Below are 13,872 nucleotides of genomic sequence, written 5' to 3' on the forward strand. Positions count from 1 at the left end.
GGCAGACATCCTAGGTTTTTCGATGTCAAGCGGCGCTGGTGAGGTGGTGACTCCAGGCGGTGTGTTCGTCATAGGTGGTGTGGGTCTTCAGGCAACCGTGGAGAATGCCGACGAGCCGGTTCGCGAGCTGGCGTAGCGCGGCTTGGTGGCCGGTGCCGCGGGCGCGGAGCTGTTGGTAGTAGACCCGAGCTCCGGATGAGCCGCGGAGTGAGCAGAACGCCCATTGCTGCAGCGCATCGCCGAGTCGGCGGTTGCGCGCGTAGCGGGCCAACACGATCTTCTTCTTCCCTGATGCTTTGGTGATCGGGGCGGTGCCGGCGTAGTTCTTGCGGGCCTTGGCGTCGGTGTAGCGGTGGGGGTCATCGCCGAACTCGCCGAGCACCCGGGCTGCGAGGACCACGCCGAGGCCGGGTTGGCTCGTGTAGATCTCAGCGTCCGGGTGTTGGCCAAAATGCGCGTCCACCACCGCCGCCATCTGGTCGATCTGGGCGTTCAGGGTCGCCACGATGGCGGCCTGGCCGGCCACGATCGCCGCGTAGGCCGACTGCACCGGAGTTGACCGGTGCAACTGCTCGGCACCCAAGATCTGCTGGATCTCGTTGACCCTGGCGTCGACGTTGCGCCGGTTCGCCCTTCGCAGCGCCGCGGTGATCCGGCGCCGTGTCAGCTGACGGGCGCGGTCGGGCTCGGGCGCCAACGCCAGCAGCTCGAGCGCGTCGGGTGCATCGAGGTCAGCAAAGGCCTCGAGCGCGGCGGGAAAGAACTCCCGCAACGCCGAGCGCAGCCGGAGCACATGGCGGCTGCGCTCCCAGATCAAGCTCTGGTGCGTGCGAGCCACAAGCTTGATCGCCTCGGCCTCCTCGGAGTCACCGGCCAGCGGACGGTGGTGAGCCCGGTCGACCCGGATAATCTCAGCCAGCAGGTGGGCGTCTGCGGCGTCGGACTTCGCTCCGGAGGTGGAGTGCCGTTGACGGTAGCGGGCCACCGACAGCGGGTTGATCGCGAAGACCTCGTACCCCGCAGCGACCAGAGCCGCGACCCAGGGTCCCCGGTCAGTCTCAATGCCGACCTTGACCAGGCCCTGCACCTGCTCGGGTTCCAGCTCGGCCCAGTCCTCGGGCAGGTGGTCGGCGACCAACGCGTGCAGTCCGGCGATGCCTTCGATGCCTTCGGGCAACCGTCTGCGTGCCATGACCTGGCCCTCGTCGTCGACCAGCTCGACGTCGTGGTGATCCTCGGCCCAATCATCTCCGATGAAGAGCATCGCCTCGGCCTCCCTACTCGCCATCTCATTGGTCAGCAGCGCGGAGGAGGACAGCCAGCGATCTAATGGTCCAAGTGCTCACCATCACCGATGGGGCACGACATCCCAGCAGCGGTTTACGCCTCCTCACGACCAACGGGCGCACGGTCTGCCGCGAGACCTCCACGGGTCAGATGAGAAGAGTGCTGCCCCGCTGGCCGCTACCGGAACCGGAACTGCCGCAGCAGGCCGGCACAAGCCATTAGATGAGGACGTTCGGGCCGCCGCCCCGTGCACCATTGCGGGATGTCGAGCCCGGTGGACTATGCGGGTCGTGGCGCTCAAGCCGCCGGCATCGAGAAGCGTGGCCACCGTCTTGCGGTAGGTGTGCGGCACGACTCACTCGAAGGGTGTCCTTAGGAAACGCTGGGCTCCCGGTCAGGAAACCTTCACCTAGCCGGGTGATTCTGGGTCGGTGACCAGGTGGGCCGGTCGCCCGAGCGCCCTTCGCGCTCCCGGCGCGTGGGAGCCCGCGGTGGTGTTCGCCGCGGCATGCGTGGTGTTCGCGCTGCACGGCACCCACGGTGCGCTGAGTCGGGACTTCGGGGTGTTCCTCTACGGCGGTGAGCAGCTGACCCGCGGGGCGCCGTCGTACGTCGGGATCTTCAACTCCGTCGGTCCCTTGTCCGATGCCGTTCCCGGCGTGGCCATCCTCGTCGGCCGGAGCCTCGGCCTCGATCCGGTCCTGGCGCCGCGGCTGCTCTTCCTGGCCCTGTCCGCCGGCTGCTGCGCCGCCCTGTACGTCCTAACCCGGCGCGTCTTCGACTCTTCCGCTGCGGGGTTCCTGGCCGCGGCGTTGCTTGCCGGTGCGGCCACTTTCACGCGGCTGTCCTCCGACGGTCCGCGCGAGAAGACCCTGATGCTGCTGTGCCTGTTGCTCGCGCTGATCTGGCTGCTCGAGCAGCGTTGGTTCCTGGCCGGTGCTGCTACAGCGCTTGCCACGTTGACCTGGCAGCCAGGGTTCGCCGTTGCGGCGGCCGGCTTCATCGGCGCGGTTGCACTCTTGACGAACCGGCGCCCCCGGGCGCTCGGACAGTTCGTCCTCGGTGGCGCGGTCCCCAGCCTTGCTGCTGTGGTGGCCTTCGCGGCCACGGGCGCCCTGGGGAGGGCACTCGACGGCTTCATCGTCATCGACGCCGTCTACACGCGGCAGCCGTCCCTGCTGACCAACCCCATCGGCACGGTCGGGTTCGTGTGGCAGGGGTACTCATGGACGGTGCTGCCGTTCGTCCTCGGCCTGGTGCTCCTGCCGATGCTCCTTCTCGACGCCTGGCGACGGCGCGCCGAGCACGACGGCTGGCGCCCCCTCGGGGTGATGGTGGCTGCCGAGATCGGCGCAGTCGGCTGGCTCCTGGTCGCGATCAACGGGGCCGCCGATCTCTTCGACGTGCTGCCCTTCGGGGCCCTTGGTGCTGCGGGTGCCGTCGTACGTCTGGCCGGTCCGCTGCCGAGGCGTGGTTTCGTTGCCCTTCTCGGTGCCTGCACTCTGGCAGCGGTGGCGGTCGCCACGTCGTACGCCGTGCTGAGCAGGTCCGACGCCCTGGTCGGCCAGCGGCTGGCCGTGGACAGTGTGATGGACGTCCTGCCGCGGGGCGACGGGTTCCTGTCGGTCAACGCCCCTGATGCGATGTTCCTGGCGGGGCGCACCAACCCGACGCCGTGGCAGGTCTTCAACGGCTCTGAGGACCGCTTCATCAACGCCCACTATCCCGGAGGGCTCGCGGGGTATGCGAGGTGGGTGGCTCGCATCAGACCTGGGGTCGTCGTTGTCGGCGGCGCGGATCCCGAGCGGTGGCTGCAAGGCGTCCTCGGCGCCGACTACACCGACCTGGGCCGCTTCGGGAACTGGCAGTGGTACGCCTCGACCACGCTCAGCCGAGCGGAACAGTCCCGCCTCCGAGCTGCGGTCGCCCTGGGTTATGAGCAGCTCCGGCGGACCGACCACGGCGGTCTGTACGGTCCCCAGGTGTTCAGCGCGGCCGGGCCGTCCTGAGACACCGCCGCACGACGTTGCGTGCCCGTCCCTGAGTCGCCTGACCGGCTCAGCAGGCCGGGATGGGCTGGATCGAGCTCGCCGACTCAGCTCAGGACCCGCCGGATCTTCCCGGCCTGTTTCGGCCAGGCTTCCCAGAAGCGTCCTGCGGCAGCGCCCCCCGTCCCTGTTCGAGGCCGTGGAGCAGACCCAGGGTGAAGGCGTTGTCCCCCTCGAGCTCGGCCTGTACGCCGAGCTGGCGTGCAACAAAGCGGCTCACCACACTGTCCGGGTGCTCGCCGAGGATCCTCTGCAGCCAGTGCTCCCTGAACGGGGCCTGTGACTGCTCCTCTCCTGTCTCGCGGTCGGCATCGGCGGGCTCTTCTTGCTTCGAGCCACCACCTAGCGAACTTCCGCACATCGGCAGGAGCACGCACATCGCGGCATGACAGTGCGGGCCAGACTCTGACGTTTGGGTCCACGGCCTGGCTCGCGGCGCTTCAGCGAGGGACACTCGAGGTGTCCAGGAGGAGCCTCAACGCCATGAACGAGCAGATTCAAGATGCAATGGCTCTGCGCACCGGAGCTCGTCGCCTGATCCCTCGATGGGAGTTCGGTCATCTGCGTGCGCTTGGGTTCGCCCGGGTCGGCGGAGCGCTGGTCCTGACCACGTGTGGCCTCTTGACCCTCGCGTTTGCCGGAAGCGGTGCCAAGGCCTACGGGTGGGCAGCCTTCTTCTTGTTCTTTGCAGCCCTCAACCTGGCTGGTGGCATCTGGGAGTTGCGGATCTATCGTTCCGGTTCCTCTTGAGCCCGGATCACAAGCCTCGTTCCTCCACGGACTCGCAGAGGCCACCGCCTCATCGGCTACTTGTTTCATTGACCTCAGGACCGCGCGGATCGCGGCACATCCGGACGCTCTGACCCGTGACCAGCGTCGGATTTCCTGTGGTTCTACTGCCGCAGGCGGAGGGGTTGACCGGACTTGTCGAACATGAAGCAGGCGCCGGCGATCTGTGACCTCTCCCGTAGCGCCGATCGTGGATCCCAGACCGCGGTGAAGGTGATGTCGGTGTCATCGACTTGGACGCCGTAGGTGCACTGTCGCTTGGCAGTAGCGGCGAGTTCAGCCGGCGAGGGGTGCAGGTCCAGACTCGGGAGGTTCGCCAGACCTCCGGGTCCGCTAGTACTGGTGCGGCTGGTCGCAGGGAGCGAACGACCGCTCGGCACATAACACTGCTCGTGACCGTTCCGCTCGTGAGTGAAAGGATGGGATTGACGGAGCGGCCGCAGCGGTCTTGCGGTTCCCATGTGGGCCCGGAACCGGTGCGGTAGTCGCCGGTTCCGGGCCGGGGCAACCTCGAACGGCGGAGGGCTGATGAACAGGAACCGTGCGGCGGCTGCATCCGCAGCAGCAGCGTGGTTGATCGCGCTGGTGGTGATCGACCTCCTTGCGCCCCTGTCGGTGATCCCCGACGTGCTCTTCGGGATGGCTCCGCTGATCGCCTGCGCCTTCCTCTCGCCACGGGTCACGACACTCTTCGGCACCGCCGCGGTCGCGCTCACGGTGTGGTCGGGGTGGCTCAACGGCGTCTGGGATCAGGCTCAGCAGTGGGTTCGCCTGGTCGATGTTGTCCTCATCGGAGCGGCAGGCACGGCGATCTCCGTGGTTCGCGAGCGCCGGGAGGGGCACCTCGCGCGCGTCACCGCGATCGCGGAAACGGCCCAACGGGCGATCCTGCCGAAGCTGCCATCCACCGGTCCGAACCTCGCCACCGCCGCGCGCTACCTCTCCGCGGCCACGGACGCCCTCGTGGGCGGAGATCTGTACGACTGCTCGCTTGTCGACGGCTCTCGGCGGTTCATCGTCGCCGACGTACGCGGCAAGGGCATCGAAAGCGTCGAGCAAGCTGCTCGAGTCATCCGGGCCTTCCGTCAGGCGGCAGCGGTGCGAGCAGGACTCGACGAGGTCGCCGAGGACATGAACCGCTACCTGACACCGTTCCTCGGTGAGGAAGAGTTCGTGACCGCGGTCCTGGTCGATGTGTCCGACCCCGAGGCGGTAGTGCTCACGAGCTGCGGGCACCCGCCCGCACTCCTGGCGCGCGCTGACGGCGAGGCATTCCTCGTCGAGGTCCCGCCAGGGCTGCCCCTTGGCATCGGTCCCGGCTTCAGCCGTACCAGCGTGCCCTGGCAGCCGGGCGACCGCCTGCTGATCTACACCGATGGGCTCAGCGAGGCTCGCGACGCCCAGGGCGAGTTCCTGCCGCTGCTCGACCTCGCACCCGACCTCACCTCGGGCACCCTCGACGGCGCGCTCGACAGACTGCTGGAGCGAGTCCGTCGGCACGTGCCCGGCGGCGCGTTGGCAGACGATCTGGCCGTCGTTCTGCTCGAACACACCGGGACAAGCGCGACTCAGCGGTTACAGGAAACGGCCAGGGAATCTGCGTCTTCGGTCCCACTCTTACCCCTGGATCTCCGGCCCGGCGACGAGCGCCTGAGCACAGCCAAACCCGGCTCAGCGGGTGTGTTCCATTTGGTGGTGACTGCCGTCGCCGACTTGGTCGGCACAGCGTGCGGCAGGTCGTTCCCCAGTGACGTGACCCACGGGAAGGCGCACGTCACGAGCGCACTCATCTCGGCATGAGCGCACGCTAGGGAGCGGCAGCTGCGGACGAGCCCAGCGGCCCGAGGCGGCACACCGCCTCACGACGCGAACTCGGGACGGGGCCCAGACCCGTCCGCTGACGCACGAAAGCCGCGACTTGACGGGCGACCTCGCGGGCCAAGGGTGCCGAGTCCTGGCTCGCAAGCGAGGACCCGGGCTGATCCACGAAGATCCGCAGCCGATGCTCGCTGCGGCGGCTGCGGACCCGCGCCCGCTCGCCGCCGTAGCCGATCTGCACCTCCAGCGACCGTATGCCGGCGGATCGCCACCAGTCGTGACCAGATGGTGAGGCGAACCGCGCCACCTCGGCGCGGAAGGCATCGTGGAAGCGGTCGATCTGATGAGTCTGGATCGGGCCGCCGCCGACGAAGGCGATACGGGGTGGCTGTCCGACCGCGGCGTCCCCTCGGCGCACCACCTGGACTGGAAGGGGCGGCAGCGTCGGGTCGCCGGCGGGCACCGGGCGGCCGGTCAGGTAGTCAACGACCGAGCTGCGCCACGCACCGCCCTCGCGGGAAAGACTCCGCTCTCCACCGCGCACCGCAGGCACCCAGTCGTAGGGCCCCAGCGACACGCTCTTCTTGCCGCGCCACCGCAGCGACTTCGCGGCCCGACGGAAGCCGGGGCTGGTGCAGAACGCCAGCGACTTGTCCGAGGACGCCACGGTCGCGCCGTCGTCGCGACGGCGAGCCGACCGACCAGTCCGTGCACGGCCTCCAGCAGCATGCCACCCCTCACCTGCGCTGGCCGAGCCGCGAACCCGGTCGGCACGTGCACATGCGCCATCTCGAAGCCCTCCCGCACGGGGTCCACCCAAGCGTGACGTCGCGGCCCCCGAGAACCGGATCCGTGGCTGGGCGATCGCGCAGCACCTCGTCGCCCATGCCGACCGGCTCGGCATCGAGCACGTCATCGTCGACGGCTGGATCTGGACCGCCGGCTGCCCCTCGGGCGACGGCTGGCGCCGCCCTCGTGGTTTGGCGGCGAGGTGCGGGGGGTACGTGGGGCCGACCAGATCTCACCGACCACGGGGGAACCACCATGAACGACGACACCACCGGCAAGGGCCTCTCGGACGCCGAGCTGGCCGCCGAGCAGGGCATTGCGCTGCCCGACAAGGAGGTCGTCTCGATCCTCGACCTCAACGCCGACCTCGCCCTCGCGCTCGACGCAGCGGCACCCATCGACCTCGGCGTCGCCGCCAACGCCAACGTCGCCGCTCCCATCGACGCCGCCGTCGGCGCCAACGTCCTCTCGACGGGCTCGACCGCGCAAGCGCTGGCCGACCAGGGCGCGCTGGTCAACCAGGGCATCCACGCCGACGCCACGGCCAACGCCGTCCAGGACAGCGGCCTCGAGCAGGGCGCCTCGCCCGACGGCGCGGTGGCTGCCGATCCGACAGACCCTGCCGGCACCGACGCGGGCGGCGCCGTGCCGTCGCTGCCCGCCGATCCGACCGACCCTGCCGGCACCGACGCGGCGGGCGGCGCCGTGCCGTCGCTGCCCGCCGACGGAACCGTTCCCAGCACGGGGGACGTCGGCTCCACCGTCGGCAGCGCTGCGGACGGCAGCCTGCTCAACGTCGACGTGAACCTCAACGGCGACGCCAACATCGCCGCCCCGATCAACGGCGCGGTCGCCGCGAACGCCAACGTGGCGGCGCCGATCGATGCCTCGGTGGCGGCCAATGTCGGCTCGGTGGACAGCAACGCGGTGTCGATCGCCCAGCAGACCGCTGTCATCAACCAGGACATCACCGGCGACGCGACCGCCAACTCCGACCAGACCTCCGACATCACCCAGCCGTGACCACGACCGGGGGTCGGGAGGAGCTCACCGGTACCGCCTCGCGAGTGCTTCCGCACCCCCCGGCCCGCGCGGAGGGCGTGCGGCTCATGGGGGAGATGCCCGGCTCGGGCTACCGCGAGCCACCCGCGCTCGCCCGCCGTGCCGACGGGCAGGTCGTCCAGCTCACGCCGCTGCTCTACCTGCTGCTCTCCGGCCTCGACGGGAGGCGGGGGCACGACGAGCTGGCGGCGCACCTCTCCGCAGCGAGCGGTCGGGACGTCTCGTCCGCGAACGTCGAGCAGCTCATCGACCGGCTGCGCTCCCTCGGGCTGGCCGCGTCCACGGACGGCAGCCAGCCCGAGGCGAGGCGGAGCAACCCGCTGCTGGCGCTGCGCTTCAAGGCGGTGGTGTCCGACCCGGCGCGCACCCGCCGGCTCACCTCGCCGTTCGCCCGGCTCTTCCACCCGCTCCTCGTGGCCGCGGTCGTGGCCGTGTTCGCCTGGATCACCTGGTGGGTGCTCTTCGAGCGTGGCCTGGCCAGCGCCACCCACGACGCGTTCGCCCGTCCCGGGCTGCTGCTCGTGGTGCTCGCGATCACCGTGCTCTCCGCGGGGTTCCACGAGTTCGGCCACGCGGCCGCCGCCCGCCGTGGTGGCGCGACGCCCGGAGTCATGGGGGTCGGCCTCTACCTGATCTGGCCGGCGTTCTACACCGACGTCACCGACTCCTACCGCCTCGGCCGGGCCGGCCGCCTCCGCGTGGACCTCGGCGGCCTCTACTTCAACGCGCTGGTGGTGGTCGGCACCGCGCTGACCTGGTGGCTGACCCGGGACGACGCCATCTTGCTGCTGGTCGCCACCCAGGTCCTGCAGATGCTGCACCAGCTGCTGCCGCTGGTCCGGTTCGACGGCTACCACGTGCTCGCCGACCTCACAGGCGTCCCGGACCTGTTCCAGCGGATCGGGCCGACCCTGCGCGGCCTGCTGCCGTGGCACTGGCGGGACCCGCAGGCCCGCCTCCTCAAGCCGTGGGCGCGCGCGGTGGTGTCGGCGTGGGTGCTGACCGTGGTGCCGGTCCTTGGCTTCACGCTGCTGATGCTGGTCACGACCTTCCCGCGAATCGTCGGCAGCGCCCTGGCCAGCAGCCGGGCGCAGTGGGCAGAACTGGTCGTGGCCTCGAACGACGGGGACCTCCTGGCGATGGCGGCTCGTGGTCTGGCCGCGCTCGTCGTACTGCTGCCACCGCTCGCCATGGGCATCGCACTCTTCAGGGTCGCTCGGCGCGTGATGGCCTCGATGTGGACCCGGACGGCCGGACGTCCCGTGCGCCGCGTGCTCGCGGGGGTGCTGACCCTGGCGCTGCTCGCTGGCCTGGCGTGGTCGTGGTGGCCCTCGCCCGAACGCTACCGCCCGGTCCAGGCCTACGAGGGCGGGACGATCACCGACGCGCTGCCGCTGGCCCGCCCCGCCAGCGGCCTCGTCGCGGGGACGCAGGGCTCAGCTGCGATCTACCTGCCCGAGGGTCAGGCCCCCCCGACGCGCGACCACCCCATGCTGGCGGTGGTGCTCGTGCCCCACGAAGACAGCGCCGGCTCGACCACGGGCTCCGCCGGCACCTCCGACTCCGCCGGCACCTCCGGCACCTCCGACTCCTCCAACTCCTCCAACTCCTCCAACTCCTCCAACTCCTCCGGCGTGGACGACGGCAGCGCGCCGGGCACCTGGGTCTTCCCGATCGACCAGCCGTTGGCGCCGGGCGAGGGGGACAACCAGGCGCTCGCCGTCAACACCACCGACGGCACGGTCACCTACGACACCGCCTTCGCGCTGGTCTGGGAGGACGGCGAGACCCCGGCCGACAACACCAACGAGTCCTACGCGCTGGCCAGCTGCCAGCACTGTGCCGCAGTGGCCGTGGCCTTCCAGGTCGTCATGGTCACCGGCCAGGCCGACGTCGCGGTGCCCCAGAATGTCTCGGTCTCCCTCACCAGCGGGTGCGTGGGCTGCCTGACCTACTCGCTGGCCGTCCAGCTGTTCGTGACTCTCGACGGGCCGCTGAGCGACCACGCCCAAGCCCAGCTCGCGCAGCTGTGGAGGCAGATCGTCGCCTTCGGCAAGCACATCCAGGACGTGCCGCTGGACGAGATCCAGGCCATGCTGGACGACTACCAGTCCCAGATCCTCGACATCGTGCGTGCCGACCAGCCGGGCGTGGTGCCGGACGCCTCGTCCTCGTCCTCCCCGTCGACGAGCCCGACACCGACCTCGCCGGCCACGTCGCCCTCGCCGTCGTCGGCTACGACCACGCCCGTCGAGGAGCCCCCGAGCGCCACCTCGAGCGCGACGCTGCCGCCGGCTACGGGCGCCGACAACGGCGCCAGTGCCTCTCCGAGCTCCTCCGCGACGACGAGCACCGCGCCCTCGCCGACAACGACCACCGGCTCCCCGACGCCGACGGCCAGCCCGTCGCCGGCGTCGGCGAGCCCCACGGGCCCCTGACTTGCTGACGGGGGGCCACATGGCCGAGTGACCCCCGGGTTGCGGGGCCGCCGTTCACCGGGGCGGAACGCCTCCACAGTGGTCTCGACCGGCCGCATAGTGGTCTCCGTAAAAAAGGCCGACAGGTCGCGCTGGGTTCGCTGCGGCACGGTCTCGACAACGGTGCCGGTGCACGGCGCGACCACGGGGGTCGTCCGCTAAGCCGGTGGGTGCGGACGTTGAGGCCGCATCCTCCCGGACCGTCGCGCCGAGATCCTCCTCCAGAGTCCGCACAGCTCCACGACGGGCATGCTGGAACGGCTGCTTCTGGACCGAGGCGTAGCGTGTCCGGATCTCGGCAGGGCCGCGCGCTCAGCGGCAGATGAGTGCGCCTGCTCGGCTGCGGAACCGCGTAAGTCTCCGGGCGTCTTAGTGGCGTGATTGCGGCGTTCCGGGTTAGCGGCCTGCTGCTGGCGGCTGCCCTGTTTATGGCTGGGTGTTTATGGCTGGGTGCGGTGACGGCAGTAGCCCCGAGTCTCGGGCCTTGGGTTCGCGCAGCCACGTGGCTGGCCACGTGGGTTCGCGCCCGACGAGCACACCCCATCCGGGGTCTGGTGTGCACGCTCGTCCGGCCGGCCCGGGGTGCGTGGCTGGGCAGCTCCGAGTTCACTTCTTGCCGTCAGGCAGAGCGGTCGCGACTCACTGCGTTCGAGTCGGAGTGGTCGTCACGATCGAGGCGGATCCGCGCCCCGTGGGCGCGTGGCAACCGCCAACGGTCAGTGTGGCCGGGCGCGCGCATCTCTCCGAGGTGTCGCTGAGTACTGCAGGGACGCAGCAGTCTCGCGTGCTGGCTTTTCGCAGCGGACGGTGCTGGTCGCGGCCAGCACTCTCTCGACCCCGGATGCTCCGCAGGCCGCGTGGTCGTTGGTTCTACGCATCGTGCCGTGATGAACGTTCTCTCTGGGCGGCAAGTACGGGGGCCCGTCGCGTAGGCCGAGACCTGCCGCAGGGGCCTAGCCTTGCGGTGTGTACAAGTACGTCTTCAAGGGCGGTTTCTACGACGGCACTGAGACCGAGGACAGTCCCGAGCTGCCCGAGTTCGAGGACTTTGATGTCGACGACGGCCCGGTCCATCGCTATCGGAGGACCAACGACGTCAACGGCGAGGGCTACGTGATCTACCCATTCGATGGACCGGTCTCTCGTTAGGGAACTCCGATCCGCACTCAATTCGGCAGTACCGCGCGCACGGAAAGCGGAGATCCGCGCGCACCCACGCGCACGCTATGCGGCAGATGCATGCGCCTGATGGCCGCGTGGACCACGGCATGATCGTGCTGTTCAAGAGCGAGACCAAGTTTGTTGGCGTCGATGAGCTCGGCGATCCGCGTGACGTCCTTGCCCGGTAACCGACCGCTTCCCGGCGTGGGTCACAGCCCGCTAATCGAAACGCACGGCCATCCCGGTGATCGCATACGGCCGCTCTGTGGGCTTGGTGGTCTGGTAGCACATGCGGAGCAGGTACTCGGTCTTCGTGACCCGATCGCTTGCCTTGGGGACCACTGGCCAGTACAAGCAGTCGAGGCTTGAGTAGGAACTGGTTGCCCGGCCATCTCGCTGCCTAGCCTCGGCGCTGGCCTCATCGAAGACAGACTTCAGACGCGAGTTCCCTGGCTCGACGAGTTCCTGAACTTTCGCCCAGGTGGGCCCGCCGTTGTCGGACCAACGCTCCGAGGTGTGGTCTGAGAGCGTCGAAACCTGTGCGCCGTGAGTAGCCGCCAGGATCTTGTCCGTGTAGTCCAAGTCGTTCCGGCTCTGGCGCTGCAGAGCCACAAATGTTGCGAGTGCGAAGAGAACAACGCTCGATACGAGGAGCGCTGTAAGGAAGGGACGCCGCATCACTCGCACATCATCGGTCACACCGCCCGTCAATCGCTGATCGGCACGAAGCGCGCCATCAGCGGCAGATCCGCAGGCGCCCACGCGCACGCTATGCGGCAGATCCGCGCGACTCGACCGCCCCGGAGGTGCGCCAGGGATGAGCCATCGAGCAGTCAACAGGCACGGCCCATGCGCGACGCGGTCTGGATCTCGCTCGACATGTGAGTAGTCGCACTCATCCCCTGGAAGGTGCGACCTTCATAGCCTCGAGATGTGACCGGGGACGAAGGACAAGACGACTTGGATGGGCTCTTTGAAGGGGCCAACCGCCAACACAGTCGTCGCCCTCCTTCTTGGGTGCTCGCACTATTGGCACTCGCAGTGATACTCGCCTTGGTCGCGTTGCCAGTCGCATACCTGGTGCACTTGCTGGCCGGCGCTTGGGGCGACCTCTTCGTCTACTGATCCGCTCAACCCGACCGGAGCACAGGCGCCTCGGGATCGGTCGAACAGCGGCATGACCGGATGCTCAGAACGGCAGCACGTCGAGGACCTCGCCACTCCCCACGACCCGGTTTGGGTAGGGGAGCGTGAACCGCGTGCTCGGGACTACGAATACGTCGGCCAGGTCTGACCAGAAGTGCAGGTCAACCGTCAGGGCGGACTGACCGGGTGACAAGGGCTCGCCCGAGTCAGTCGTGATCTGAACCCCGAGACTCACCTCGTCCTCGTCGGCCACGTCTCGCTCGACCCGGAGGAGCAGAGACCTACAGGGCGACGGCATCGGCTCCAGGAGACCACCGCCCGCCACCTCGGCCAGTTCGATTCGCGCTCGCGCATGCACGACTCTCACCCTCGCATCGGGCGTCGTCAGGTGCACGCCAATCGGCAGAACCGCGCGATCAGCGGCATGTGAGTGCGCGTTCCCGCCGGTCATTCGACGTTCATCGAGGCGACGGTGTTCGGAGGACAGGAGCAGGGGCCGTGGTCAGTCGGTTCCACCTTGCCCACCGCCTGCCCCTCGAAGGGAGAGTTCGGCGACACCGAGCGCACGGTGACGGTCTTCCCATCAATGTTCCCGGGCAGCACCAGGTTGACACGCCACGTGCCGTCCACGGTCGCCTGCGCAACACACTTCTCCGGATACTCAGCGGCCCGTGCGGGCATGTTCGTCGAGCACCGCACGAGCCCTTGATCTCGGGTTGCTGCTGCGCGGAGGTGATAGCAGGAGTCGCCATCGATGCAGATGTCGGCACGAACCGGAGAGGTGGGCACCTCGGAGAAGACGATGACGCCGAAGGACGCGGCGCCGGCGCACGCGCCGCACACGACAGTCTCGCCTCCGCATGCGCAAAGAAGCAGGGTTACCGCGATCGCGGCGACCGTCCTCAACATCCGCTCCCCTTCGTGTTTGGGGCCAGTGCCCGCCCCCATGTTCGCCGTCCTGTGGACGGGTCGCGGCGCTTTCACGCGATTGGGTCTGAGACCCACGGTCACTCAATCGATCAATTGGACGGTATGGCGTATCGCTCGGTTCCGACCTTCGGCGTTCGACCGCTCACAACGCGGCAGATCCGGTAAGTCAGAGGGCCAGTTGGTGGCGACAAAGACCCACTGCGTGACTGGCTCAGCGACCGGCGCCCGGTCCGACGTGACAGTGTCGGGTGGTGGGTGACGTCCGTGCGGGTGGTTGCCGGCTGCGAGACCACCCGGGCTGAGTCGCGATCGCCCGCGGGTCTGGCGGTGGCGACGGCACGGCACCGTCGCCGCAGACGTCGCGG

General features: G+C 69.1%; 11 protein-coding genes. 6 read left to right on the top strand and 5 right to left on the bottom strand.

The genetic code is table 11. The features are described 5' to 3' along the window. Nucleotides 1-25 precede the first annotated feature (25 nt). Nucleotides 26-1,264 carry an IS110 family RNA-guided transposase gene (locus H0S67_RS19015; RefSeq protein WP_180934312.1) on the bottom strand — a complete coding sequence of 413 codons (1,239 nt, stop codon included), beginning with the start codon at nt 1,262-1,264 and terminating at the stop codon, nt 26-28. Nucleotides 1,265-1,718: 454 nt separating this feature from the next. On the opposite strand from H0S67_RS19015, the gene H0S67_RS19020 reads away from it, so the two are divergent. The 3 genes from H0S67_RS19020 (at nt 1,719) to H0S67_RS19030 (ending at nt 5,924) form a co-directional block, all read left to right on the top strand. Continuing rightward, complete coding sequence (locus H0S67_RS19020) at nt 1,719-3,296, top strand: hypothetical protein (protein ID WP_180934313.1); 1,578 nt, start codon at nt 1,719-1,721, stop codon at nt 3,294-3,296. Nucleotides 3,297-3,818: 522 nt separating this feature from the next. Further along, nucleotides 3,819-4,085: a hypothetical protein gene (locus H0S67_RS19025; RefSeq protein WP_180934314.1), complete on the top strand. Its 267-nt coding sequence runs from the start codon at nt 3,819-3,821 to the stop codon at nt 4,083-4,085. A 567-nt stretch (nt 4,086-4,652) separates the two neighbouring features. Further along, complete coding sequence (locus tag H0S67_RS19030; protein ID WP_180934315.1) at nt 4,653-5,924, top strand: PP2C family protein-serine/threonine phosphatase; 1,272 nt, start codon at nt 4,653-4,655, stop codon at nt 5,922-5,924. Between the two features lie 7 nt (nt 5,925-5,931). On the opposite strand, the gene H0S67_RS19035 is transcribed toward H0S67_RS19030, so the two are convergent. After that, nucleotides 5,932-6,609 (bottom strand): hypothetical protein, encoded by a 678-nt coding sequence (locus H0S67_RS19035; RefSeq protein ID WP_180934316.1) that lies wholly within the window; start codon nt 6,607-6,609, stop codon nt 5,932-5,934. A gap of 377 nt (nt 6,610-6,986) precedes the next feature. Between H0S67_RS19035 and H0S67_RS19040 the strand changes: the two genes are divergently transcribed. From H0S67_RS19040 to H0S67_RS19050, 3 genes are all read left to right on the top strand, one after another. After that, entirely contained in the window at nt 6,987-7,754 is a 768-nt protein-coding gene (locus tag H0S67_RS19040; protein ID WP_180934317.1) for a peptidoglycan-binding protein, read from the top strand. A 44-nt stretch (nt 7,755-7,798) separates the two neighbouring features. Next, nucleotides 7,799-10,231 carry a hypothetical protein gene (locus H0S67_RS19045; RefSeq protein WP_180934318.1) on the top strand — a complete coding sequence of 811 codons (2,433 nt, stop codon included), beginning with the start codon at nt 7,799-7,801 and terminating at the stop codon, nt 10,229-10,231. A gap of 1,005 nt (nt 10,232-11,236) precedes the next feature. After that, nucleotides 11,237-11,419 (top strand): hypothetical protein, encoded by a 183-nt coding sequence (locus H0S67_RS19050; protein WP_180934319.1) that lies wholly within the window; start codon nt 11,237-11,239, stop codon nt 11,417-11,419. Nucleotides 11,420-11,650: 231 nt separating this feature from the next. Here the strand turns inward: H0S67_RS19050 and H0S67_RS19055 are convergent, their stop codons facing one another. The 3 genes from H0S67_RS19055 to H0S67_RS19065 all read right to left on the bottom strand — a co-directional run bounded on the left by H0S67_RS19055 (nt 11,651) and on the right by H0S67_RS19065 (nt 13,486). Beyond that, on the bottom strand, nt 11,651-12,109 hold the full coding sequence (locus H0S67_RS19055) for a hypothetical protein (protein WP_180934320.1): 459 nt from the start codon (nt 12,107-12,109) through the stop codon (nt 11,651-11,653). Nucleotides 12,110-12,620: 511 nt separating this feature from the next. Next, nucleotides 12,621-13,028, bottom strand: coding sequence for a hypothetical protein (locus tag H0S67_RS19060; protein WP_180934321.1), 408 nt, complete (start codon nt 13,026-13,028; stop codon nt 12,621-12,623). Next, nucleotides 13,025-13,486 (bottom strand): hypothetical protein, encoded by a 462-nt coding sequence (locus H0S67_RS19065; protein ID WP_180934322.1) that lies wholly within the window; start codon nt 13,484-13,486, stop codon nt 13,025-13,027. Before H0S67_RS19065 ends, H0S67_RS19060 begins: the two co-directional genes overlap by 4 nt. Between the last annotated feature and the right edge of the window lie 386 nt (nt 13,487-13,872).

The organism is Nocardioides ungokensis, from assembly GCF_013466985.1.
In the GTDB taxonomy this organism is placed as follows: Bacteria; Actinomycetota; Actinomycetes; order Propionibacteriales; family Nocardioidaceae; genus Nocardioides; species Nocardioides ungokensis.

Excerpts from the sequence above, each read along its gene's own strand:
- H0S67_RS19015 (WP_180934312.1), bottom strand. The coding sequence starts at position 1,264 with ATGCTCTTCATCGGAGATGATTGGGCCGAGGATCACCACGACGTCGAG.
- H0S67_RS19025 (WP_180934314.1), top strand. The coding sequence starts at position 3,819 with ATGAACGAGCAGATTCAAGATGCAATGGCTCTGCGCACCGGAGCTCGT.
- H0S67_RS19030 (WP_180934315.1), top strand. The coding sequence starts at position 4,653 with ATGAACAGGAACCGTGCGGCGGCTGCATCCGCAGCAGCAGCGTGGTTG.
- H0S67_RS19040 (WP_180934317.1), top strand. The coding sequence starts at position 6,987 with ATGAACGACGACACCACCGGCAAGGGCCTCTCGGACGCCGAGCTGGCC.
- H0S67_RS19055 (WP_180934320.1), bottom strand. The coding sequence starts at position 12,109 with ATGCGGCGTCCCTTCCTTACAGCGCTCCTCGTATCGAGCGTTGTTCTC.
- H0S67_RS19060 (WP_180934321.1), bottom strand. The coding sequence starts at position 13,028 with ATGACCGGCGGGAACGCGCACTCACATGCCGCTGATCGCGCGGTTCTG.
- H0S67_RS19065 (WP_180934322.1), bottom strand. The coding sequence starts at position 13,486 with ATGTTGAGGACGGTCGCCGCGATCGCGGTAACCCTGCTTCTTTGCGCA.